This is a genomic window from Paenibacillus sp. PK3_47 (assembly GCF_023520895.1).
Classification (GTDB): domain Bacteria; phylum Bacillota; class Bacilli; order Paenibacillales; family Paenibacillaceae; genus Paenibacillus_AQ.
Genome location: NZ_CP026029.1, coordinates 3770630 through 3794854, shown reverse-complemented (window position 1 = coordinate 3794854; position 24225 = coordinate 3770630). Strand labels below are relative to the sequence as shown.

Here is a 24225-nt window from a genome sequence, read left to right as displayed (position 1 = left end):
TAGACTTCATAAGGGGTTGGAATCATCCTGAGCATCTGCCAGCGGCAGAATGATGATGGATTCGGTTCCGGCCCCTTTTTTGCTGACAAACCTGATCTCCCCCTGCATCGCCTCAATGATGCGGAAGGTCACCATCAGGCCGAGGCCCGTTCCCTTGGTTTTGTTCGAGAAATACGGCTCGCCCAGCCGGTTCAGCACTCCTTGGTCCATACCTTCGCCGTTATCCTTAATATGAATGTATACTTTATCCCCCCGCACATATCCGCTCATATGGATATAACCCTCATCCCCAAGCGATTCAATGCTGTTCTTGATAATATTGATGAACGCCTGCTTAAATTTGGAGGAATTGCCCCTCACCCACAGCTGGCCACCCATATCGAGCACCATTTTTCCGCCATTCATATGACAAAGCGGCCGCAGAATACCCTCGATATGCCTGAATTCATCCTGCACGTTCAAGAGGACCACCTGTTCAAATTCCGGCTTGGCAAAGGTCAGAAAATCCGTAATGATATCCGACGCCCGGTCGAGTTCACTAAGCGCCATGAACAGGTAGCTCTGCGCATCCCCGGTCGACTTCTCGCTGAGCAGCTGCAGAAACCCTCGGGTAACCTGAAGCGGGTTACGCACCTCATGCGCCACCGATGCTGCCAGCTCGCTGATAATCTCCATCTTTTCGGAGCGCTGCAGTTCATTGTTGAACAGCTCCAGCTCCCGGGAATATTTCACCACCTGCTGGTGATTCATAGCCAGTCTGCGGCCCAGAATAATGATTAGCGAAAGAATGAACACCACCAGCGCCCATTTCCAATAAAAGAGATCATAGTTGCCGTTCCGGAAATAATACCAGATCAGCTCCAATACGCCTGTAAAGGCAGCCGTCCCGAAGCCCACAGCAAAAATAATCGCATCCCTGTTTCCTTTGAGGGAGTAAATGATGACACAGGCAATAAGCAGTATGAACTGCAGAATGAGAATAATTCCGACAACCGTGGTTGAGACAAAATAATACAGCTCCACAAAATGGTTGCCTGACAGCAGATTGATAATCAGACATCCCGCACAGAACAGGGAATAGCCGGTCTGGAATTTGCGGAAGCGCCGGATAATAGCAAATTTTCCGCTGCCGAAGATTTTTTCGAACAAGAACGTCAATGCAGGAAGGAGCGACAAAAGAGCCAGATCCAGAAAAACAATACTGACCGGACCCAAATGGCTATAGAAGGTATAGATAAAAGGAGAATAAGTAATAGAAAGCGTACCTGTGGAGGCGATAACTATAGACAGGGACACCGCAATGGGAAAATACTCCTTGCTGAGGTAAAAGGCGCATACAAACAACACTGCAGCCACAAACAAAAAGGCGCCGCCCAAAATGATGTCAATCAGACCATTGCCGATATAATCCTTGACCAGTTCACTATGCTCGCCGATGATCACGTGATCCTTGATGCCGATCCGGTCCTGCAGCGTCTCTGTCCAGATGTATAAGTTCCGGCCGCTGTCCCCGGTGCTGAGCGGAATCAGGAGGGAATAATTATCTTTGATATAATCGCGGTTATCTTCATATATAAGACGCTGCTCTACGTACACTTTTACCTGCAGTGCATACAGCTTTTCAATATAAACCGAAGGTGACGCATAGTTGAACTCCGGCAAAGGAATCCGGGTCCAGGCAGCAGAGACTCCCTTAGGAAGTTCAGGTGACCCCTGTTCTCCTCCGGCAGTAATCCACCCTTCCTGAACAGCAGCAGGAGCTTCAGCTCCGTGATCTCCGGCCTCATCCGCCCACTTGATCTGCCAGCTGGAAACTTCGCTTGAGGCATATTCGCTTTGCGCCGATACCGGCAGCAGTCCGCAGGTCATAAACAGCAGGAAAACCAATGCCGCTTTCTGTAAAGTTCTGAAAATCAAGCGCATGCAAGCACCTCAGGAGAAAGTTTCAGAAGCAAAGTTCTGTTGCTGTTATTATTTCGCCCTGACCTTTGCCTATCCCTTCATAAATAGCAAGACAAACCAATTATTTTCTATTTTCTTCCGGCGCCTGGCAATTTAACGGTTACTTCTGTCCCTTCACCTTTGGTGCTTTGAAACTTAATGGTGCCGTCCATCGCCTCAATGATCCGGAAGGTCACCATAAGCCCCAACCCGGTTCCCTTGGTTTTGTTGGAGTAATACGGCTCCCCCAGCCGGGCCAGTTCACTGGCCTTCATGCCTTCCCCGTTATCCTTCACACTGATTATTATATCTTCTCCTGATTTCCAGGCAGTTACTGTAATCCGTCCGTTATCCTCAAGCGACTCGATACTGTTCTTGATCAGATTGATAAAAGCCTGTTTGAATTTGGAGGGATTGCCCAGCACAGTCAGGCCGTTCTGCAGATGAAGATCAATGGTGCCTCCCTGAAGATTGGCCAGCGGAACCAGAATACCGGCTACATGTTTCAGTTCGGTACCCGCCTCAAACACATCTACCGTATCCAGCCCCGGTTTGGCGAAAGTCAGGAAATCTGTAATGATAGACGAAGCGCGGTCCAGCTCATCGATGGCCATCTTCAGGTATTCCTGCTCCTTTGAAGCGGAACGTTCACCCAGAATCTGCAGAAAGCCCCGGGTAACCTGCAGCGGATTGCGCACCTCATGCGCTACTGAGGCTGCGAGCTCGCTGATAATTTCCATTTTCTCGGAACGCTGCAGATCCGTGTTGAACTTTTCCAGCTCCCGGGAATATTCCACGGTCCGCTCGTAGTTTCGGGCAAATCTTCTGCCCAGGATGACGATCAGGGAAATAATAAATACAACCACTCCCCACTTCCACCAGTACAGCTGATACCGCTCTCCAGATGCAAAAAACAGCAGCAGTTCGGTCAGCGCCACAACAGCAAACACGCCAAATCCTAAAGAGAAGATTACGGCATCCCGGCTGCCTTTATAGGCATACTTGACCGCCAGGCTCAGCAATAAAATGAATTGCAGCAGCATCATGATGCCCAGAACATTAACAGTAAGCATCCGGTACAGCGTATCCAGACGGTAGGACAGCAGGGCATTCGCAATCATCAGGCACAGGCAGAAAAGAGAATAGGCAAGCTGAAAATTGCGGAAACGGATCAGCAGGCGACTCCGTCCGTTCAGGAACATCCGTTCAAAATAAGACGTAAATGCCGGCAGCAGCGTAAACAGGGCAAGATCAAAGCAAACCTCGATGATCCGGTCCTGCTTGTGCGTAATCAGCGGCAGAAACGGCGAGTAGGTAATCATCAGGACACCGAAAGACAAGATAACCAGCACAAGCCAGAAGCCGCCTGAGAAAAATTCCACTCTGAGGAAAAAGAGGCACATCAGCAGCGCAGCGCTCATAAAGACAAGCGCGGCGCCGATCACCAGATCGACCAGGTCCTGTTTTACGTAAAAGGCGAGCAGCTTGTTGTACCCGCCCAGCCTGACCTCTCCTTCTATTCCAAGCTCCCGGCCGTTGCCGGTGCTCCATAAATACAGACGGCCTTCTTCTTCACCCGTCAAAGGAATAAGCACCTTGCTGCCGCTAAAACCGACCATAGCCTCAGAGTCAAAAATGAGGGTGTTATTCCTGTATGCCTTTATATGGTTGCCGTAGATTTTATCAATCAGCAGTGCCGAATCGCCCTGGGTCTCCGGCAAATCAAAGCGCAGCCAGGCCGCTTCCGTCTCTCCGGGAGGCAGCGGCATCGCTGTGCCGCTTGTTATATGAATCCAGTTTTGATCCGGAATTGCAGCAGCTCCGGTAACATTATGTAATTCTGATTCGTCCCAAGCCTGCTCCCACCCCTTAACGACAGTACCTGCCTGGCCTTTCCATTCCATGGCAATACCGAGGGGTACTATGGCTGAGAGCAGCAGCAGCATCAGGATCGCAGCTATGCTCTTTGGTGATAACAGCTTCATTTGGACACCTCAATAAATCTTTAGTGGGATTCATACAGTTTATGTGCTTCTTATATTTCGACATCCTTCGCGCCGTCCCCTGCCTAAATTTGCAAAAAAGATCGAGGACAGAGCCTTTATGTCCGTAAATTGGTTAAAGACGTAAAAAACTGAATATATTATGGTAAGCTTCTATCCAAATCTTACCCGCGATTCGCAGACCGTTAAACGGGTATAGAATTACTATACACAGAGGAGGACTGGCGATGAATAAACACGGGAAACCGGATACCGGCAAAGTCCCTGATGAAGAGGGAATGGTTACCGAGCGGGATATCGATGAAGAATTCGGCCTGTTTCAGGAAGGATCATTTCCGGACGCCCTGCCGGACGATGACCAGCAGGCAGCAATCAATCACGCTGTTCCTAAACCGGGAGCAGACTCAGAATAGAAGGAGTGAACGGCTATGGGTAATGAATTCAACAAAACTGAAGCCGACTTTGCATATGAACGCTACAACAAGATGGGCGGCGTATCTCCTGAGCAGGACATCCCTTTAGAAGAGCTGCGGCCGCTCGGCACGATAACCGAGCAAGGGCCCAGTGACCTCACGGACGGCACAGGGAACCGCCCCCTGGAATCCGCCTTGGCCAGCCATACTCCTGTCGGGGAAACTCCGGTAGATTTTGACGGAACCGTCGATTCCGGATCGGACCCGGCTCTCGTAGGTGACAACATTCTGGCTGCGGATATCGGTCTTAATGCACCTGAAGAAGGCCTTGGCCGGAGAGCAGACCGGGACGGAGGCATAATTGCTTCTCCGGCACCTGAACGGGACGAGCTGCTGGAATCCGATGCGATTTTTACTGCAGGCGCAGCCGGACTGACCGGCGGCGTGATCGACTACGCTGAGGATGATGAGCTGCCGGACGAAGAAGAAGAGCAGCCGCTTGAGGATGTTCCTGATGCGGACGAGATTCAGCAGGGCACTGCCGTTGATCCGGCAGCGCCGCCTGTGGATGTCATGCCGGGGACCGATCTCTTGAACGGCTCTACCGGTGAGGAAGACAGATAGCCCGTTTCAGGAACAGAAAAGCGCCGCTGGCAGATGCCGGCGGCGCTTTTAAGTCATCTAACAATATATAACGTCAGGCTGCTGCTCCACTCCTATTTGGGCAATACCGCAGGTTCGCCGGAGTGACGGGCCACGCTGACCTTCGACTCCAGCTTGTAAAGTTTGACCAGCACTGCGGCCAGCAGCAGCATCAGCCCGTTAATCACGAACACCCAGCGGATCGGCAGGAAGCCGCCCAGCAGCCCGCCGATAATCGGCCCGGCCATTGTCGCCAGCTGTGAAGCAGACTGGTTAAGTCCAAAGGCACGTCCGCGGAAGCCGGGGTCAATGGTCTGGACAATCATCGCATTCACCGACGGGAGAACTCCGGCGTAGAACAGGCCGTAGGCAAAACGCAGCACAGCGAACTCCACATAGCCGGACACAAAATACTGCAGGATGTTTCCGATCCCCCCGCCGATCAGTCCGATGAACAGCACCAGCCCAAAGCCTTTGCGGGTGCCTATTTTCCCCCACTGCGGGGCCATAATGACGGTAGCAATGCCTACTGCTGAGAACACAATGCCCGAGCTTAGAGAAGCATCGCTCTTGGAGACGCCCATATCGAGCAAATAGATCGGCAGCAGCGGCTCCAGAATCATCACCGAGAAGGTAGAGATACCGGCAAGGAACAGCAGTGTCATAAAGGCACGGTTAGTTCTGGCCTCCCGGATATCATCCCTGACCCTGGATCTGGGTGCGGAGCGGTTCACATTCTCCTCCCTGGCAAAGAACGTGGCGATCAGCGCGGAGACCAGCACGATTGCCGCCGAGAACAAAAATGCACTGCGGTTGCTGGAATAATAGCTGACGACTCCGCCGATCAGCGGTCCGATAATGCTTCCGGTAGCTCCTGCTGTAGACATGATGCTTAGTGCATAACCTGTTTTTTCCTCCGGCGTATTCGTAGCCACCATCGCTATTGCGGCCGGAACGAACCCTGCCAGGAGTCCTTGGAATATACGTACGATCACAAAAACATAAGGATCAGTCACAAAAAAATTAATCAGATATAAAGCGGCCAGGCTGAATCCCGAGCGGATCAGCATCGGCTTGCGGCCGTATTTGTCAGCCAGCGATCCCCAGTACGGCGAAATCAGCGCACTGGCCAAAAAAGTAATCCCAAAGCTGACACCTGACCAGATTTCCAGATGATTTGTAACCCCAAGCTGGTCACTCAAAAAGATGGACATGAACGGAATCGAGATCGAATATGCCGTACTGCAAAAGAAAACCCCTACCCAAAGCACGATCAGGTTCCGCTTCCAAGAAAATTTCATTGTATGCACCGCCTTCTCTGTTTTTTTCTGGAAGCTTCTTACCATTCTACCCCTCTTTGAGTGATGTGCCAATCCCGGGTGCGCTTATGGGCTTTGCAAGAACCCGGACAAAGAGGGTATGATGAAGTATATCTGCTTAGATTACACAAGGATAAAAGGAGAGATTGAGAACGTGAAGCTTACCAGAAGAAATCCGTTCACACTGCTGCTGTTGACCGTGCTGCTGGTCATCGTGGCAGGCTGCGGCAACAAGCCGGCGGCCAATAATGAAGCAGCGGGTAACAGCAATGCAGTGAATGCTGAAGCCAGTGCTGCCCCGCAGAATAATGCAGCCGGTGCTGCCGAAGGCGTACCGTCGGAAACGGCCAGCCACCCGGTGGTAACCATTGAAATGGACAACGGCGGAATCATCAAGGCTGAGCTCTACCCTGAAGTGGCGCCCAACACCGTCAATAACTTCATTTCCCTGATCCAAAAGGGTTTTTATGACGGAACGATCTTCCACCGGGTCATTCCCGGCTTTATGATCCAGGGCGGTGACCCTGACGGCACAGGCATGGGCGGTCCGGACTACAGCATTGCCGGTGAGTTCTCCGGCAACGGGTTCACCAACAATCTGCTGCACACCGAGGGAGTGCTGTCTATGGCAAGATCCCAGGACATGAACTCCGGGGGCTCCCAGTTCTTCATCATGGCAGCTGATTACCCGAGCCTGGACGGAAGCTATGCTTCATTCGGCAAAGTAACGGAAGGCATGGATGTCGTACAGGCTATTGTAAGCCTGCCGCGGGACAGCAACGACCGTCCGGAAGAACCGCCGGTGATGACCAAAGTCACCGTAGATACGCTTGGTGTCACCTATCCGGAGCCGGAAAAGGTGCAATAAGCTGTATACTTACACCTTAATACAAAGTGAAGAGCCCCTGTCCGCTGTCAAAGGAAAGGGGCTTTTTGCCGTAAGCGAACTTACTTTTATTGAAAAAAGGTGTTCTTGGCCTTCCACTCCTCCAGCTTGATTTTCACCCAGAAGCTGTAAATGCCGAGCGTAATGATGGACAGCACAAACCATTTAACCCACTGTCCGAACAGGCTGACAGCCGTACCCTCAAACCGCAGCCGCCGGCCCTCCACCACCATATGCTCCACTTTCCAGCGGTAGATCATGACTACAGACCATGGATAGCAGATCCCGAGGGTGCATACCGTCACGAGCCAGCCTGCCAGACACCAGCCGATATACTCTATCAGCTTGCCGTCAAAATAAGACTCCCTGCTCTCATAAGCAAATGCGGTGTTCATGTTAATAGCGGACATGGACTTCCACCTCTCCTAATTAGAAAAAACTGTAACACTCCTTCTATTCTCCTGATTAACTGCCAGATGCACCGCGACATTCCTCACTGTCTGAAGGACAGATTATGTACAAAAAAAGAGGCGTTCCCGCTGCTGATGCCAGTGGGAACGCCGGGCCGGAGCACAGTGTTACTATACAGCACTGTGCTTATGAGTCCAATTATCTTCTGCTGAGCGCATGCCGTCCGTTCTGCAGAAAGGTGCTGCGGCTGCTGCGCAGCAGGGCAATCCGCTCCTCTGCCAGCCGGTCTGCCGCAGCATAGGCCGGGATTCCCTTAGCCTGCGAAATCTCCAGCACACGGGTAATGCTGTCATAAATCTTGGCGATCTGCTTGAAGGCACGTTCTTTGTTGTAGCCGTTCAGCTCATCGGCAATGTTGATTACACCGCCGGCATTAATTACATAATCCGGAGCGTAGACAATCCCCATCTCATGGAGGATGTTGCCGTGACGCGGCTCCTTCAGCTGATTGTTGGCCGCACCGGCTACAACCTTTGCCTTAAGCAGCGGCAGGGAATCATCGTTCAGCGTGGCTCCGAGTGCGCACGGCGCATATATATCACAGTCCACACTAAGGATATCGGAAGGATCTACAGCTTTGGCGCCGTAGGCTTCCACTGCGCGTCCCACGGCATCCTTATTGATATCTGTTACAATCAGCCGGGCACCTTCTTCGTGAAGATATTTGCACAGCGTAAAGGAGACATTCCCTACACCCTGGACAGCCACTGTCCTGCCTGCCAGCGAATCCGTGCCAAAGGCAGCCTTGGCAGCCGCCTTCATCCCCTGGTATACCCCGAAGGCAGTAGCCGGTGAAGGATTGCCGGAGGAACCGTACGTTGCCGAAATTCCGGTCACATAATCGGTTTCCTGATGGATGATATCCATGTCTTCTTCTGTAGTTCCTACATCTTCGGCTGTAATATAGCGGCCGTTTAGTCCTTGTATGTATCTGCCAAAGGCGCGGAACATTGCTTCATTTTTGTCTTTTTTGGGATTGCCGATAATGACCGTCTTACCGCCGCCCAGATTTAGTCCGGCCACCGCATTCTTGTAAGTCATCCCTTTGGCCAGACGAAGCGCATCCACAATGGCTTCTTCTTCGGAAGCATAAGTCCACATTCTGGTTCCGCCCAGAGCTGGCCCCAGGGTCGTGTCATGAATCGCGATAATGGCCTTCAGGCCAGATGCTCTATCCTGACAAAACAACAGCTCTTCGTAATCATCCCGCTCCATTGCTGCAAACAATTCCATTGTATTCATTTCTCCTGTCTTCATTCTTGAACAGCATGTAATGTTTCATAACAAAACTAGAACACCCGGGACAGAATGTCAATGTCATTTGTCCTTTCCTCACGAACACTCAAATAGAAATCATCTGTATCGCACACATATCTAACCCGGAATGTTATTATCCCGGGTTAGATCAGAAAATATGCTGTTATCCGGCTGTACTGCCTTATTCCCAGTATTGATCCGGACGGTATTCGATCTCTGACTGCACCGCTATCGTCAGGCTTCCGGAAGCCGCGTCATAGGTTACCGGATTGTCACCTACATAATACCAGTGCTTGATTACCGGCCCGCCTGCGGGCTCCTCAAAACGGAACACATTCAGCTCGGACTTCAGCGCCACCACTGCTGTCCCCTGGTCCTCAGGCACTCCATTGATCGTTAGGAATGTAAGTTCACCCTGCGGATCAAAAGTATAAGCAAATCCGTCCGTGCTGTTGACCAGCATACGTCCTGTTACGGAATGCTTGACCAGCACTCTCTCCTCCTGTGCCATTACCTGTCCCTCCTCTATTCAAGGCAAATCAATGACCATGACAAAGGCATCCTCTTCAGCCGCCAGCGCCAGTTCACTGATGCCTTCAATCCGTGCAGAATCCCCCGGATTCAGAAGCTGCTCACCCTGCAGGCTGAGCTTGCCCTCAATACCATATATGAACACGCGCCGTCCAGGCTCCTGGCTGAAAGACAGCTCCTGCCCGGCCGCGGCACGGCCTAGATAGATAGTCATATCCTGAGCGATATCCACGACGCTCTCCGAACGTGCCACGGACACTACGGGCAGCAGCTCCCCCTCCAGCTTCGCGGGATCAAAACGTCCCGTAGCATAAGACGGAACCGTTCCGCGGGCCAGCGGCATAAACCACAGCTGCAGCAGCCGTACAGGTTCCGTATCGGACGGATTATGTTCGGTATGAATAGCTCCTGTTCCTGCAGACATTCTCTGAATCCCGCCGAAGGTTGTCTCCGCCACATTGCCCAGATTATCCTCATGGCGCAGCCTGCCGGAGAGCACGATGGAGACAATCTCCATATCGCTGTGCGGGTGGGCGCCAAAGCCTTTGCCCGGAGCGATGGTGTCGTCGTTACAGACACGCATAGGCCCAAATGCAGTATTCCCGGGGTCATAATATTCACCAAACGAGAAGACATGGCTGCCTTTCAGCCAGCCGTGGTCAAAACGGTGAGCGGCTTCCGCCGGATAGATTTGAATCACTGTAACCCCTCCCTGTTGGTGTCATTACCCCTAGTGTAGCAGAAAGTACAGGAAAACCAAAAAGCCGGACACAAAGCACCGGCCTGTTTGTGCCGGCCGCCTCAAGCATCCGCTCCGGGAACAGTAACTTCTTATATTGTGGTAATTTCCATTTCGGAGACAACCGACCATTCCTTCGCGGCGGATGCCTTCATATACACCTGAATGGTATAAGCCCCTTTGGCGTTAAAGCTGTCGGAGAATTCTACTGATTTGAACCAGAAGCTTTCACTCTTCTCTTTGATCGGCTGATTATCAATCGTCTTCACAGTGCCCGCCGGGTCGATGAGCAGTATTTTCATATCTGAAATATCTGTTTTCAAGTGATCCACCTGTACCAGAACCGAAAAGGTTGTGTCGATTCCGCTCCGCACCTTGCCAAAGATCTTCCCTTTATTATCAATCAGTACTAAATTCACATTGGGCTTGTAGAGACGGACGGTCTGCCCTGATTCGTCCAGCGACAGCAGCGCATGCAGATCCCCGGCTAACTGCTTGACCGGCAGGTATGGAACCCCTTCGGACAACAGCCCTGTTTGTTTTTGCAGCACATTGTTCAAATAAAGCGCAATTTCCGATTTGCCTGAAGCCGCATACAGCACGGTCCCTCCGGACAAAGTCATCAGGCATACAGCTCCCAAAACTGTCTTTCTTAATTTGCCCATTCTGCTTCCCCCGCTCTGATCATATGCTGATTATACTCCCCTGCTGGAAATAAGTTGCTGTCCATCAAAAAAATACAGGCTCACAAAAAAGCCGGCTGCACCATTCCGGTTAAGGAAGGCACAGCCGGCTCTTGGGCTGCACTTTTGATATGAGTTACTTCTAACTCTGCTGAATTTACGGCCGTCAAGCCGGAGTTACAGCTTGGAAATCGTCTCGGTAAGCACAGGTACGATTTGTGATTTGCGGGATACAACGCCTCTGAGAAGGGCTTTGTTGTCTTCCAGCTTCACATTGTAAGCCGTCTCTACTGCACCGGCAATGCGGCCCAGCGCCAGACCTACGGAATCGTTGTTCAGGATATCTGTTACTACGAACAGGAAAAGATCCAGTTCTTTTTCATTAATAATCACGTTCAGCGCAGTTTCAATCTCCGCCTGCTTGGAGAGGACATCATTGACATCCACAGCATTAACCTGGGCAATTTCTACCTTGTAGGCACCCATAGTGAATTCCTTGGCATCCAGGGAGATCAGCTGGGCAATGCTCTTGTCGCTCAGGTCTGCACCGGCTTTGAGCATGGACAGGCCGTACTCTTCTGCATTCACACCGGCGATTTCAGCCAGCTCATGTGCAGCCGCCACATCCTGCTCTGTGCAGGTAGGGGATTTGAACAGCAGGGAGTCGGAAATGATAGCGGACAGCATCAGGCCGGCGATTTCCTTGGGAATCGTTACTCCGTTTTCTTTGTACAGCTTGTTCAGGATTGTCGCTGTGCAGCCCACCGGCTCGGCACGGTAGTACAGCGGATGTGCAGTTTCAAAGTTGGCAATCCGGTGGTGGTCGATTACTTCAACAACACGCACCTGATCGATATCGTTTGCGCTTTGCTGGCGCTCGTTGTGGTCAACCAGAATAACCTGTGCCGCTTCGCCTGCAACATTTTCTACCAGACGGGGTGCAGAAACTCCGAATTGGTCGAGGGCATACTGTGTCTCACCGTTAACTTCTCCCAGACGGACAGGCTCGGCATCCCAGCCCAGTTCCTTCTTCAGTGCGGCATAAGCAATTGCTGAACAAATGGTATCCGTATCCGGATTTTTGTGTCCAAAGACCAGTGTTTTTTCCATTTCCAATCTCCTTACTTTGTTTTTTGTGAGATTAATATACCATACATTGATAGGGAGTAGCCAGATTGTGTCCAAGAAGAGTTTACAATGCCCGGTATCACGGCAAAAAATTAACCTGCCTGCGGAAAACTCCGCCTGGCAGGTTGGCGGATTCAGAAGGCTACTGCTTGCCGCCCCCGTCAGGGATCAGCAGCTGACCAAGCCGTTCTGCAAGCGTACCGCCGCCGGTCAGAGAGACACTGCCGATCCGCTCGCTGATTTTCTCCAGAAACTCCAGCTCTTTCAGGCGGTACAGCGTTTTGTTCTCGTCCATCAGCTTCGCCGTGTTCAGCAGGCTGCGGGTAGACGCGGTTTCTTCACGCCGGGTGATCAGGTTCGCCTGCGCCTTTTTCTCGGCCAGCAGTACGGTATTGAGGATATCCTTGATCTCTCCTGGAAGAATAATATCCTTCACCCCGGCGGAGTGGAACTGTACACCGTAAGCATCGCTCTGCTCCTGCAGCCTGGAGAGCACAAAAGCCCCGACCTCCTGCTTCATCCGCAGCAGATCATCCAGCTTCAGGCTGCCGACATACTCCCTGAGTACCAGCTGCAGACTGATATAAATGTGATCCTCAACGGATTTGATACCAAGTACCCGCTGCGGGTCAACAATAGAGTACCGGCAGACGAAATTTAGTCTCAGGCTGACTTTATCCTCTGTAAGCATTTCCTGGCCTGTCATATCTATCTGCTGCTGCCGCAGATCCACCGTCTTCACAACCACTTTGACCGGACCTTTCCAGAAATCATATTTGCCGGGAGGCAGCTCGCGCTGCAGTACATTATTGTAATAGAGGATACCTGTCTCATGGGCGGCAACCTCAAAGCTCTGTGTGTAATAGGGAATACGCGCCAAGACCGACCGATCGATCTCCGGGGCAATTTCCGGCTGGCGGCTGTCGATCCGCAGAAAGGAATGTTTGCTCAGTTTATTCCAGAACGCATGCTGCCCGGGAGGAAGAAGACTGCTAAACCTGCCGTCCACGTAATGCAGTACAACTTCATGATCTGCCACATTCACAATCTCCAGGTCACGCACCAGTTCCTCATCCTGCAAAAATACCGCCAGCACCTTTCCCGGTACAACAAAAGGCTCGCTTAAGTGGAATTTGTGCACCTCTTGTTCTGCAAAACGGTTCAACCAGTATGTACCCGGCACCAAATATTTATCATAGCTGCCCCGTTTGAACAAAAGCCCGCGTTCATCGGCAGCCACCGTTATTTTATTGAACATACTATCCTCCTGAACCCGCCCTGATTGTATGACTGCAGGCAGTTCTTCTGATGGTCAACCCCGGCAGCAGAGATTCCTCCGGCAGTATTGCGGAGCCGGTCTTAAGGAGAAGGGGTACGCAGGAGCAGCCGGACATTCCAGGATGGCCGGTTCAGGTTAAACTGCAGCCTGTTCCAGGTACACCCGAACATGTTTTGCGCTCCGTACGCTCTCTTATTCTCCGGTATCCGCCCGGCTGCAAGGCAGCACCTCCGGTGCCCGGCCGGAGGCCAGGCCGGAATCTCCGCCAAGGTCTTTACAGTTTGCTATTGCGCATTTTTCTACCAGAGTCGCGTCACAGGCGATGGGGATTCGAACCCCGAATTGGCGGATAAATGCCGGATCTGCTGCAGCATACCCTTCCATAGGATGGATGGCACTGCGGGATCATTCAGAAATCCTCGCTTCACAGACAGATTGGCTAATTACCCGAATCTATTATAACTGGGAAATCCTAGATTAATAAAGTTAAATTCCTTTGATCACTGCCATCGGTTTGCATTTGGCCACCACATCGGCAAGCCCCGCTCCAGTGATGCTGTCGATAATCTGATCCACGTCCTTATACGCCTGCGGACATTCATCCAGAATCGTCTCCAGGGAGCGGTGGTTGACGATGATCTCATCGTCCGTGCCTACGCGCAGCGACTGGCTGAATTCATCCACTGTTACTGCAAGCCGTGTAGCTCTCCGGGAACGCAGCCGTCCGGCGCCGTGGCAGATGGAATAAAAGTTCTTCATCCCCTGCTCGCGGCCCAGCATGATGTATGAGGAGGTTCCCATGGAGCCGGGGATCAGCGCCGGATGGCCTGTTTCCTTATACACCGGTGTATTGAGAAAATGCCCCGGCGGCAGCGCCCGCGTAGCTCCCTTACGGTGCACCAGCATCGGCTGGCCGCGGTGGAATTCTTTTAACGCATAGTTATGCATCAGGTCATACAGCACCGGCATTTCAAACTGCGGCCCGTACAGCTCACGGAAAGCTTCCTGCACCCCGAACGCAATCATGTGCCGGTTAGTCACGGCGAAATTAAGTGCGGAATACATCAGATTCAAGTAAGTCTGCCCTTCACGGCTGGCGATCGGCGCGTAATTCAGGTTAGGATCCGGATTGCTTACACCCCAGAGATGCATTGCTTCCTTAATGACCTTCGTGTGTTCCCGGCCGACCATCGCCCCCCAGGCCCGAGAACCCGAGTGGATCATCACGACAACCCCGCCGTCGAACAATCCCCAGCGTGCGGCAAGCTCACGTTGTTCCTCAGCAATCTCCAGGTACTGTATCTCGCAGAAGTGATTACCGCTGCCAAGTGTTCCGAGCTGTCCGTGGGCATTTTTGCGAATTTTGGGCGGCAGTGCTTCGAGCGCGGCATGGTCATAGCGGAAATTGCTCTCCTCGACATGCGTGATCCACTGCGGCGAAGGAATGTATTTCTCCGGCAGCCCGTTCAGCCCGCCGCGCACAACCTCCATGATATCGATGTCCGCATAATTGGTATTGATCCGCTCGTTCGTCGGCACATATTTTTCGATTGCTTCGATCAGCTTACGGCGGACTGATTTATCCTGCAGATCCGACTTGTGCAGCGGTGTCGTGTGCACCCGCATCCCGCAGCCGATATCGACACCGACGATCGATGGGGAGACCATTCCGTCCTTCATGTTCCACACAGCCGTGGTCCCGATGCAGGTTCCTACGCCGACATGCGCATCCGGTGTGTAGCCCATATATTTGTTACGGGGAATGCGCAAATTATTATCGGCCATTTCAAACACTTTGTCTTCAAAAGACTCATAAATCTCCTCATTCGCGAACACATGCAGCGCCCCGTGTGGAAGCTCCAGCTCATAATGATTGGCTCCGTGAAATTTGCTGTTACGATTCATTAGGTTTCTCCTCCTGTTTCTGTTATGAAAAATAAAAAGCTGCCGGGTCACGTCTGCCCCCTGTCCGCGCCTGTACAGCGGCAAGCAGAGAGTACACGTGATCCGGCAGCCCGATTCCCGGGGCACCTGCTGCTATAGCATGGATGTGCTTAAGCTCAGGTGCTCCTGCTGCAGCGCAAATGCGCTGCAGTCCATGAGACGCCTATCCCTCCGTCTTACGGAAGGGGGAGGAGGATCATGAAGACGGCCGGATATACATGTGTCGTGCTCGTTAGGGATATTCAGCTTATCCCCGAAATATTGCCCACTGATGGGATATTGCTCAAACCGAATGGATATATCGGTCCCGGGGGTTAGATTACGCTCATCCCGCTCATTCCGTTCATCCCGCTCGACTCTCCCATTTTGCGCGCTCCACAGCTCATATCTGCTGAAATTTGTCTTCATGATTCTCTCTCCTCCCGTTTAATTTCATCTGCTCTTCAGCTGCTTCTACCGAAATCAAAGGTACTTTTACCTCTCATTTACGCGTTACCGCCACTTCTGCCGGATTCAAAGGTACTTTTACCTCTCATTTACGCGTTTCCGCCACTTCTGCCGAATTCAAAGGTATTTTTACCTCTCATTCCCCCATTTCCGCCACTTCTGCCGAAATCAAAGGTACTTTTACCTCTCATTCCCCCATTTCCGCCACTTCTGCCGAATTCATAGGTACTTTTACCTCTCATTTACGCGTTACCGTCACTTCTGCCGAAATCAAAGGTACTTTTACCTCTCATTTACGCGTTACCGCCACTTCTTCCGGATTCAAAGGTACTTTTACCTCTCAATTACGCGTTTCCGCCACTTCTGCCGAAATCAAAGGTACTTTTACCTCTCATTCCCGTGTTTCCGCCACTTCTGCCGAAATCAAAGGTACTTTTACCTCTCATTTACGCATTCCAGCCAATTCTGCCGAAATCAAAGGTACTTTTACCTCTCATTTACGCATTCCAGCCACTTCTGCCGAAATCAAAGGTACTTTTACCTCTCATTCCCGCGTTACCGCCACTTCTGCCGGATTCAAAGATACTTTTACCTCTCATTTACGCATTTCCGTCACTTCTGCCGAAATCAAAGGTACTTTTACCTCTCATTCTCGCGTTTCCGCCACTTCTGCCGAATTCAAAGGTATTTTCACCTCTCATTTCCGCTCTCCCGCCGCCGCATCAGCACACTTCAGCCCAATGCAAAGACAATAAAAAAAGGCTGCGCCCCCAGCCTTCTTCCCCGGTCCAAAAGACCAAACAAAAAAGCTGCGGTGTACGCAGCCTTCATTCCCAATACCTGAAACTCCAGGTGCAGGTTATACCTGAACACCCTGGGGCAAGGGGGAGCTGCGTATCCTATTAGTCTCGTCTTCACAGGCAGCAAATCTCGGCAAATCGGCAGAAAGTATCTCACTGCTCCGGTCCGGATACTGATTCTGTTCATAGCGATTTAGCGTCATCATTGCTCCTGCACCCCCTTGACCTAATCCGGTCCTTAAATTTGTTGCCAGCTTACCATGTCTTTCCAGACAGTGTCAACCTTAAATTTCCAGTACCTACATCACTTTTCCCGCCAAAACCCGTCCTTACCGGCCATACTCCGGCTTCTCCCGCGATGTCGGCGGCAGCGGCTCAGGTACAGCTTCGCCTGTCAGCGGTTCGTTATCCGAGAACAGATCCGGGTTATCCGCCAGCATCCTGCTTATGATCTCCGTCGTTTCCCCAGTGCCGCAGATCATCACAGCCGCATCTCCGAAGCTTCCTCTTCTCAAGGCCCCCCCGTCCTCAAGCACCTGTTCCACCTTCCAAAAATGCTGCGACCATGACAGCCCGCAATGCCTCCGCGAAGGCACGGAAATTTCCTCTCCTGCTGGAGTCACGGTGTAGAGCTGTTCATGATCATCCGTCATTCTGCCGGGAATATCCACCCATTCTTCTATGCCGTGAATAAAGGTATTGCGCCGCAGATCCACACCGAGCAGCATAATGTCCGCTTTGCGGTCAAGCAGCTTTCCATACACTGATCCCCGTGCACAGGGTGTGTCCCAGCGTTCATCTCCGGCGGTAAAGTCCCCGGCATCTGTGCCCAGAGCGGCCACGGAATGGGTCGGATGCCAGGAGCGGATCACCCCTTCACGCCTGCGGAACAGCTCCGGCAGGATGCCGACACAGGAAGGCGACTCCAATACGGAAAACCGCGGGTTCTCAGCGTTAATATAGGACCAGGTATGCGTGGGCAGCACCAGCAGTCCGTCCTTCATATAGTCCGCCAGCACATCCAGCACCGTATCCGCACCGCCCTGCACTTCGCCGATGCTTTTTAAAGAGGAATGGACCAGTAACGTCCCCCGCGGGTCAATTCCCATTTCCGCCAGCTGCTCCTTTAAACTTTCTGCAGTATGTATCACAGTTTTGTCCCCCATCCATAATAATTAAATCCCTGCTTGCAAAATACGCACTTCACTATTAAAATTATAGTAACTTAAATTTACTCATGAATTATATTTACCGTATCCCTCTTCAACATACATGATTTGTAACACAAACCCACATTTCCAGGAGGAACCTACCATGAGTTTAACATTAAAAGGGCTTCACCACGTATCCGCAATTACCGCCAAGGCGCCGGAAAATTTCAGATTCTATACCGAAGTGCTCGGCCTGCGCCTGATTAAAAAAACAGTCAACCAGGACGATATCTCGGTCTACCATTTATTCTACGGTGATGAGGTTGGCAATCCGGGGACTGAGCTGACCTTCTTCGAGCTTCCGAATGCAGGGCGCAACCGTGACGGCAACAACAGCATTTCCGCACTCTCCCTGCGCGTTCCGGATGACAAATCACTGGATTACTGGAAACAGCGGTTCAGCAGCCTGAGCGTTGAGCACGATGAAATTGTAAGCCGCGGCGGGCGTCTTACCCTGGCATTCCGCGACCATGAAGGGCAGCGGTTCATTCTCGTATCAGACGAGCACAATGAGGGCGTGGCCGCAGGCCGTCCCTGGGCCAAAAGCCCGGTTCCGCAGGAATACGGCATTACCGGCCTCGGTCCCGCGCATCTGACTGTTGAAGCGTCAGAGCACACCGCGCTGGTGCTGGAGAAGGTCCTCGGCTTCAGCCGCAAGAGCACCTATCCTTCCCTGACCCCCGGTCAGCCGGATGTCATCGTATTTGAAACCGGAGAAGGCGGTTCCGGTGCGGAGGTGCATCTGGAAGAGCGCACAGATCTCCCGGGGCAGCGCCTTGGACGCGGCGGCGTCCATCATGTAGCCTTCCGGGTGGATAACGAAGAGGAGCTGAAGCAGTGGGTCGAGCACATCCGCTCCGCACAGCTGCCGAACTCCGGGTTCGTTGACCGGTTCTACTTCCGTTCCCTCTATTTCCGTGAGCCGAACGGCATTTTGTTCGAGCTGGCTACTGACGGGCCGGGCTTTGCTACAGACGAACCGCTTGCGCATCTCGGCGAATCGCTTGCCCTGCCGCCGTTCCTCGAATCAAAGCGCGCACAGATTGAAGCTCACCTCAAGCCGCTGGATACCCGGCAATAATCAGCACCGGCAAGAACCTAAAAGACTCCAGGCGCATATGGAAGCGCCTGGAGTCTTTTGGCATACAGAGGGTTCTTTAGCTCTCCGACCAGGTTACTGTGAAGATGTTGAAGCCCGGCCGGGCCGTTGAAGGCTTGCCTGTTATGGACACCGGACTGGTGCCGCCAAGTCTGCCGCTGATTTTTACAGTTGTAGAGCTGACGGCCTGGGATGCATTATCCAGCCGTTTAATCCTCGCATACTCATTGTACACAAACCCCATCGTTTCCAGCGATTCCTGGGTAGAATAGGAGAAAGCCGCTTTTTTCACACCGTTAGCATCTGTATCCAGCGTAGTCGCAATCACCGCATCTGCCGGAATCGGGAAGTCCTTAGGCAAATTTACCGGCCGTATTGTCGTTTCCACGGGAGCAGGGGTACTTGAATTACCGCCTGTATTACTGCCCGAATCACCCGGTGTGGATACCGAATCAGCCCCAGTACCAATCCGCACCTTATAATTTGCAGCATCATAGGTGATAGGCACATCCAGGGCATCCGCGATGGAGCGCACCGGCAGATACGTCAGGCCCTGGTAAGTGATTGGAGATAAGGTTTTACCGTTACCGTCCCTCAGCCAGTAGGGATTTCCATCCACCACCACGCCGATGCTGCGGTTCAAATACGCCTTGATCTCATCCAGCTTCGCACCCGCATACACACCGGCCGAGCCGGTTACAGTCATGCCTGCCGCTATGGCGGCAATAAGCCATTTTTTGTTCATCGTAATCCTCTCCCGTATATTATGATGTTGTTAACATGAACACAGCGTCTTAATATATTTAACACGGAGTGAGGTGTTCAACTCGCAAATTGCCAAAATCACACATAATGGACATGGCTGCACCGGGAATGCTTTTAACGGACAATCTCCAGCAGCGCAGACAATTCACGGATTTCATAGGTCGGTTGGAGCCCGGATTCATTCTTTTTACCCAGCGGGTTGAACCAGCACGTATCTATGCCGAAGTTGATCCCGCCCCGGATATCCGAGGTCAGCGAGTCGCCGACGATCAGCACCTTGCTCTTATCCTCAATCCCCAGCTTCCGGAACGCATACTCAAAAATCTTAGCCTCCGGCTTCTGGCTGCCCGCTTCCTCGGAAATAATAATCTGTTCAAAAGTGTTACAGAGCGGCGAGCCCTGGATTCTGGACAGCTGCACATCCTTGATCCCGTTCGTAATGATCGCCAGCCTGCAGCCGGTAAGCTGCCCGCACAGCTCTGCCGCCCCTTGAATCAGATACGTCCCTTCTCCCAAAAAACGCAAGTAAGCTTCGCTGAATTCCTCAGGGCTGTACTCCAGCTGGTGGCGTGCGAACAGACGGTTAAACCGCTCCACCCGCAGCGCGGCGGAAGTAATTTTTCCCTGCTCCAGGTCACTCCACAAAGCCTGATTAATCTCCTTGTAGCTCGCCCCGTACTCCTCAGCCCCCGTAGGCAGCCCGAAATGGGCAAATACATTGTAAAAAGCCTGCCCTTCAGCCATACCGTAATCAAACAGCGTATCGTCCGCATCAAACAAAATAACCTCGTATTTCATAATTCCCTCCATTTTGCGTCTCGTCGACAATAGGTATCCTTCTGCGTTATAATTTAGACAGGTTTGCTCAAAATAATCAACGGTGGTGATTGTCATTTTATACGTTTTATCGTTTCTGGTGTCGTTTATAATCGTCTATTTGCTGATTCCTCCACTTGGCAGGCTCGCTTTCCGGCTTGATTTTGTGGACAAGCCCCGCCAGGATGTCGAGCGCAAAATACATAGGAATCCCATCCCGCTGACAGCCAGCTACGCCATCTTTCTCGGATTTTTCATTACATATCTGCTGTTTGCCCGTGATTTCTCGCTGGAGACGCTGGCCCTGTTCATCGGAGGCGTGCTTCTGCTCACTATAGGTACAATCGATGACTGGTACAAAACCAAAGGCAAGGATTTCCCGGCGCTGCCGAAATTCATTGTGCAGATTACCGCTGCGATCCTCGTCTTTCTGTCCGGCAATGCGTTTACAGGCTTCATCAATCCCTTTTCCGGGGATTATGTGTCCCTGCCGGTCATTCTGCAGTTCCTGCTGACGATTATCTGGATCTTCGGCGTCACAACCGTGATTAACTTCTCCGACGGCATGGACGGGCTGGCCGGGGGGCTTACCGCAATTTCAGCCGTTACCCTGTTCATTGTCGCTTTGGCCAAAGGACAGTCCATGTCAGCCATCATGGCAATCTCTCTTGTCGGCGTGACGCTTGCCTATCTGCGGTACAATAAAGCTCCGGCCAAAATATTCATGGGCGACGCCGGCGCAACCTTTCTCGGCTTTATCCTGGCGGTAATCGCCCTCGACGGGGCGTTCAAGCAGGCAACCGTGCTGTCGCTGTTCATCCCGATTCTGGCGCTTGGTGTACCGATCTTCGATAACATCTTTGTTGTTGTCAAAAGATTTCTTCAAGGCAAGTCTATCTACCAGGCCGATGCCACACAGGTGCATTACCGCCTGCTCAAAGCCGGACTCAACCAGAAGCAGGTTGTTGCCGTGCTCTACCTGGCTAGCGTGTGCCTGTCGCTGTCTTCGATTATTCTGCTGCTGATTGAGACCTGATAAGATCGAGTAGGAGGAGGCTGCAAGCCCCCGTCCTCTCACACCACCGTACATGCGGGTCCGCATACGGCGGTTCCAAAAGGTTAACAAAGCTCTAAGTAACGTGAAAGCAAGCTTTTCAGCCCTTTCGCTTCCCAATAGGAAGTCGGGAGGGCATTATTTGTATTCCGGGACATTTCCCATGCGCCTCGCCGCGAGTTGGCCATCGTGAAACAGGCCCACTCAGGCACCCCAAGCGCCCGGAGTTCGCGGATTCGTGTGCGCACTCGCTTCCATTGTTTCCACAGGCACATTCGCAGCCTTCTCCGAATCCATTGGTCCAGCGTTTGGAGGTGTTTCTTCGCCGACGCTAGATGGAAATAGCCAAGCCACCCCATCAGATAACGGTTTAGTCGGCAAATTCGTTCTTCCATGGAAATGGACCACGTTCGGTTTGTCAGTTCACGGATTCTCTCCTTGAATCGCGAAATGGTCTTCGGTGCTAATCGAATGGTTGCCTGTTTCTGGCTCAGGAAACTGAATCCTAAAAACTTCCGGTGCCAAGGTCTGGCGACTGCACTCTTTTCCCGGTTCACTTTCAGTTTTAGCTTTCCTTCTACAAACCCGCTAACCGATTCCATGACCCGTTCGCCAGCTCGTTTGCTCGCCACAAAGATATTACAGTCGTCCGCATAGCGCACAAAGTGCAGGCCACGTACGGTCAATTCCTTATCCAGATCATCCAGTAGAATGTTTGCCAAAAGCGGGCTCAGCGGACCGCCTTGCGGCGTTCCTTCCTGGCTGTGCTCCAGCTTTCCATTCACCATGACTCCGGCGTTTAGATACGCGCGAATCAGTGTCAGCACTCTTTTGTCTGTCACTTTCCGCGCCACTCTCGCCATCAGCATGTCGTGATTTACCCGGTCAAAGAATTTCTCAAGATCGAGGTCCACGACCCACCTCAGACCCTTTTGGATATATCTTTGCGCTTGTTTTACTGCGTCATGTGCACTTTTCCCGGGTCGAAAGCCGTAGCTGTACCACGAGAATTCTGCGTCAAAGATCGGATTCATGACTTGTAGAAGAGCCTGCTGGAGAAAACGGTCCATCACGGTCGGGATGCCCAGCAGCCGTACGCCGCCTCCGGGTTTGGGGATTTCCACCCGTTTGACTGGCGCAGGTCTGTAAGTTCCCGCCAGAAGTTCGGCTTTCACCGGTTCCCAATGTGTTTTCAAGTAAGCTTGTAGATTCGCTACCGTTACATGGTCCACACCGGGGGCTCCTCCGTTCTGTACCACTCGTTTATACGCGAGCCGAAGGTTGTCTCCTTCGAGCATTCGCTCCAGCAAGTTGTTCGCTGCTTTGCGAGAGGGAGGGGCGGTTTGTGCCGACGAAGAACTCGGCGCTCCAGCATACCCTGGCGGCTTCACCGCTTCTCTTTGCTGGCAGCTCTCTTGCGAGATATTCGGCTGTCGTTGCTCTTCATGCGAACGCATCGGTTTCCTCTCTCCTTTCGGTTCAGCCCTTCCGTAAACTGTTGCAACAGTTTACGTACTATGGCCTCTGCTGACTCCTGCCCGTTCAGCGCAACCTCTCGGTTACGGTTACAAGTTTTTTTTCCTTGCATACCGGACAGGCCTCCCCAGATAAGAACGTCATCTTTCCGCCCGCACCTGCCCAAGTTTACGATTGCAGCCCTTGGCAGCTTAGGATTTCGTCATGTCTAGGTGACTCATCCGGCTGCAACCGCCTCAAATTGGATTCGTGTACCTCAGGTCGTGCTTTTGCCTCCGGCTTCCTTCAGATTCCACCTCGCGGTAGACACCCTTGCCCTTGGCTAACGGTAGGCGCTTGCCAGCCCCCGCTCGGGACTTTCACCCTAGAGATGACGCCCATGCTGGGCGTACCAGAACAATACCCCGCCCTTTATGAAGGGCGGGGTATTTCTTTTTGGAGATGAAACCACGCCGCTGTTAGCCGCTCTGAGATCGGGTCTCCGGCACAATCAGTGCAAGTCTGCCGATCCCCGGAAAAGGGTAAGCGGCAGGTGTTCTAAGTGCTGATGTAATTACTAGAGTGCGGCAAAGTCTGCTATAGCGGGAACGCTACAAAGCTCAGTTGGAATTCCTCCACCTAATTCGGTCCTTTTTCCTTATTTATGAGCTTTAGTTGGAAATTCTCCTGCTATTCAGGTGGATAATGGCTGTTAGTGACTCATCCGGTAGATTTAAGTGGAGTTTTTCCAGCAAGTTTTGTAATACCGGTATTTATCGGAGAATTAAATGGAGAAATTCCACTTACAGATGGCGCCCCCCTAACTCCCCTCCTGCGTGAACAAATACAGCTGCCGGTAAATATCCACGATCTCCTCCAGCGGCATGCGGACCAGCCCGCTGGAGGACGGGGCCACAAACTCGCGTACACCGTCAACAACCGGTACACTCTCCTGAAAGCCCCATCCGGCCTTGCTCCGGCGGCTGAATTCTGTGTAGACGCCTTTGCCGACAAAGCAGGCAATCTGCGGGCGGTAAAGTGCCAGCTTGGCGCGCAGCTGCTCCCGCCCTTCCGTATATTCCTCACGGGTGATATCCTCCGCCCCTACCGTCGGCCGGGCTACAATATTCGTGAAGCCGTAGCCCAGCTTCAGCAGTTCGCCGTCTTCGGCGGCTGTATACAGGCGGTCTGTCAGGCCGGACCGCTCCAGAATCCGCCAGAAGTTATTGCGCGGATTGGCATAATGATGGCCCAGCTCCCCCGAGCGGATGCTGGGATTGAACCCGATAAAAACAATCTGCAGTCCGTGATCCAGATGATCCCGTACCTCATTCATCCTGTT

23 protein-coding genes are annotated in these 24225 nt (G+C 52.3%); 5 read left to right on the top strand and 18 right to left on the bottom strand.

Going from position 1 to position 24225, the window contains the following annotated elements; translation table 11 throughout:
• Positions 1-6: 6 nt before the first annotated feature.
• Entirely contained in the window at positions 7-1923 is a 1917-nt protein-coding gene (locus C2I18_RS16825) for a sensor histidine kinase (RefSeq protein WP_249896915.1), read from the bottom strand.
• A gap of 107 nt (positions 1924-2030) precedes the next feature.
• Positions 2031-3926, bottom strand: a complete 1896-nt coding sequence (locus tag C2I18_RS16820) for a sensor histidine kinase (protein ID WP_249896914.1) — start codon at positions 3924-3926, stop codon at positions 2031-2033.
• Between the two features lie 245 nt (positions 3927-4171).
• Between C2I18_RS16820 and C2I18_RS16815 the strand changes: the two genes are divergently transcribed.
• Both C2I18_RS16815 and C2I18_RS16810 read left to right on the top strand, forming a co-directional pair.
• Positions 4172-4357, top strand: coding sequence for a hypothetical protein (locus tag C2I18_RS16815; RefSeq protein ID WP_249896913.1), 186 nt, complete (start codon positions 4172-4174; stop codon positions 4355-4357).
• A gap of 15 nt (positions 4358-4372) precedes the next feature.
• On the top strand, positions 4373-4981 hold the full coding sequence (locus tag C2I18_RS16810) for a hypothetical protein (RefSeq protein WP_249896912.1): 609 nt from the start codon (positions 4373-4375) through the stop codon (positions 4979-4981).
• A 92-nt stretch (positions 4982-5073) separates the two neighbouring features.
• Here the strand turns inward: C2I18_RS16810 and C2I18_RS16805 are convergent, their stop codons facing one another.
• Positions 5074-6300, bottom strand: coding sequence for an MFS transporter (locus tag C2I18_RS16805; RefSeq protein WP_249896911.1), 1227 nt, complete (start codon positions 6298-6300; stop codon positions 5074-5076).
• Between the two features lie 121 nt (positions 6301-6421).
• Between C2I18_RS16805 and C2I18_RS16800 the strand changes: the two genes are divergently transcribed.
• Positions 6422-7186 carry a peptidylprolyl isomerase gene (locus C2I18_RS16800; RefSeq protein WP_481857946.1) on the top strand — a complete coding sequence of 255 codons (765 nt, stop codon included), beginning with the start codon at positions 6422-6424 and terminating at the stop codon, positions 7184-7186.
• A gap of 86 nt (positions 7187-7272) precedes the next feature.
• Here C2I18_RS16800 and C2I18_RS16795 read toward each other — a convergent pair whose 3' ends face one another.
• The 11 genes from C2I18_RS16795 to C2I18_RS16745 all read right to left on the bottom strand — a co-directional run bounded on the left by C2I18_RS16795 (position 7273) and on the right by C2I18_RS16745 (position 17631).
• Positions 7273-7599 carry a DUF898 family protein gene (locus C2I18_RS16795; protein ID WP_249896909.1) on the bottom strand — a complete coding sequence of 109 codons (327 nt, stop codon included), beginning with the start codon at positions 7597-7599 and terminating at the stop codon, positions 7273-7275.
• Positions 7600-7813: 214 nt separating this feature from the next.
• Positions 7814-8908: a Glu/Leu/Phe/Val family dehydrogenase gene (locus C2I18_RS16790; RefSeq protein WP_249896908.1), complete on the bottom strand. Its 1095-nt coding sequence runs from the start codon at positions 8906-8908 to the stop codon at positions 7814-7816.
• Between the two features lie 205 nt (positions 8909-9113).
• The gene (locus C2I18_RS16785) at positions 9114-9443 is read right to left on the bottom strand and encodes a hypothetical protein (RefSeq protein ID WP_249896907.1); all 330 of its coding nucleotides are present in this window, start codon (positions 9441-9443) and stop codon (positions 9114-9116) included.
• Between the two features lie 18 nt (positions 9444-9461).
• Positions 9462-10163, bottom strand: coding sequence for a pirin family protein (locus C2I18_RS16780; protein ID WP_249896906.1), 702 nt, complete (start codon positions 10161-10163; stop codon positions 9462-9464).
• A 131-nt stretch (positions 10164-10294) separates the two neighbouring features.
• Complete coding sequence (locus C2I18_RS16775; RefSeq protein WP_249896905.1) at positions 10295-10867, bottom strand: hypothetical protein; 573 nt, start codon at positions 10865-10867, stop codon at positions 10295-10297.
• Positions 10868-11062: 195 nt separating this feature from the next.
• Positions 11063-11995, bottom strand: a complete 933-nt coding sequence (locus C2I18_RS16770) for a manganese-dependent inorganic pyrophosphatase (RefSeq protein WP_249896904.1) — start codon at positions 11993-11995, stop codon at positions 11063-11065.
• Positions 11996-12155: 160 nt separating this feature from the next.
• A complete protein-coding gene (locus tag C2I18_RS16765) occupies positions 12156-13271 on the bottom strand; it encodes a slipin family protein (RefSeq protein WP_249896903.1) in 1116 nt (371 codons plus the stop codon).
• 213 nt (positions 13272-13484) lie between these two features.
• Positions 13485-13676, bottom strand: a complete 192-nt coding sequence (locus tag C2I18_RS16760) for a hypothetical protein (RefSeq protein ID WP_249896902.1) — start codon at positions 13674-13676, stop codon at positions 13485-13487.
• Positions 13677-13778: 102 nt separating this feature from the next.
• Entirely contained in the window at positions 13779-15197 is a 1419-nt protein-coding gene (locus tag C2I18_RS16755) for an RtcB family protein (RefSeq protein ID WP_249896901.1), read from the bottom strand.
• Positions 15198-15772: 575 nt separating this feature from the next.
• Positions 15773-15925: a hypothetical protein gene (locus tag C2I18_RS16750; protein WP_249896900.1), complete on the bottom strand. Its 153-nt coding sequence runs from the start codon at positions 15923-15925 to the stop codon at positions 15773-15775.
• Between the two features lie 887 nt (positions 15926-16812).
• Entirely contained in the window at positions 16813-17631 is an 819-nt protein-coding gene (locus C2I18_RS16745; RefSeq protein WP_249902143.1) for an AAC(3) family N-acetyltransferase, read from the bottom strand.
• 166 nt (positions 17632-17797) lie between these two features.
• Between C2I18_RS16745 and C2I18_RS16740 the strand changes: the two genes are divergently transcribed.
• Entirely contained in the window at positions 17798-18775 is a 978-nt protein-coding gene (locus C2I18_RS16740) for a ring-cleaving dioxygenase (protein ID WP_249896899.1), read from the top strand.
• A gap of 76 nt (positions 18776-18851) precedes the next feature.
• Here C2I18_RS16740 and C2I18_RS16735 read toward each other — a convergent pair whose 3' ends face one another.
• A complete protein-coding gene (locus C2I18_RS16735; protein WP_249896898.1) occupies positions 18852-19538 on the bottom strand; it encodes a copper amine oxidase N-terminal domain-containing protein in 687 nt (228 codons plus the stop codon).
• 134 nt (positions 19539-19672) lie between these two features.
• Positions 19673-20356: a YjjG family noncanonical pyrimidine nucleotidase gene (locus C2I18_RS16730; protein WP_249902142.1), complete on the bottom strand. Its 684-nt coding sequence runs from the start codon at positions 20354-20356 to the stop codon at positions 19673-19675.
• A gap of 94 nt (positions 20357-20450) precedes the next feature.
• Here C2I18_RS16730 and C2I18_RS16725 point away from each other — a divergent pair, with 94 nt between their 5' ends.
• Positions 20451-21410: an MraY family glycosyltransferase gene (locus C2I18_RS16725; protein WP_249902141.1), complete on the top strand. Its 960-nt coding sequence runs from the start codon at positions 20451-20453 to the stop codon at positions 21408-21410.
• An 83-nt stretch (positions 21411-21493) separates the two neighbouring features.
• Here C2I18_RS16725 and ltrA read toward each other — a convergent pair whose 3' ends face one another.
• Entirely contained in the window at positions 21494-22885 is a 1392-nt protein-coding gene (gene ltrA / locus C2I18_RS16720; RefSeq protein ID WP_249896897.1) for a group II intron reverse transcriptase/maturase, read from the bottom strand.
• An 818-nt stretch (positions 22886-23703) separates the two neighbouring features.
• On the bottom strand, positions 23704-24219 hold the full coding sequence (locus C2I18_RS16715) for a mismatch-specific DNA-glycosylase (RefSeq protein ID WP_249896896.1): 516 nt from the start codon (positions 24217-24219) through the stop codon (positions 23704-23706).
• Between the last annotated feature and the right edge of the window lie 6 nt (positions 24220-24225).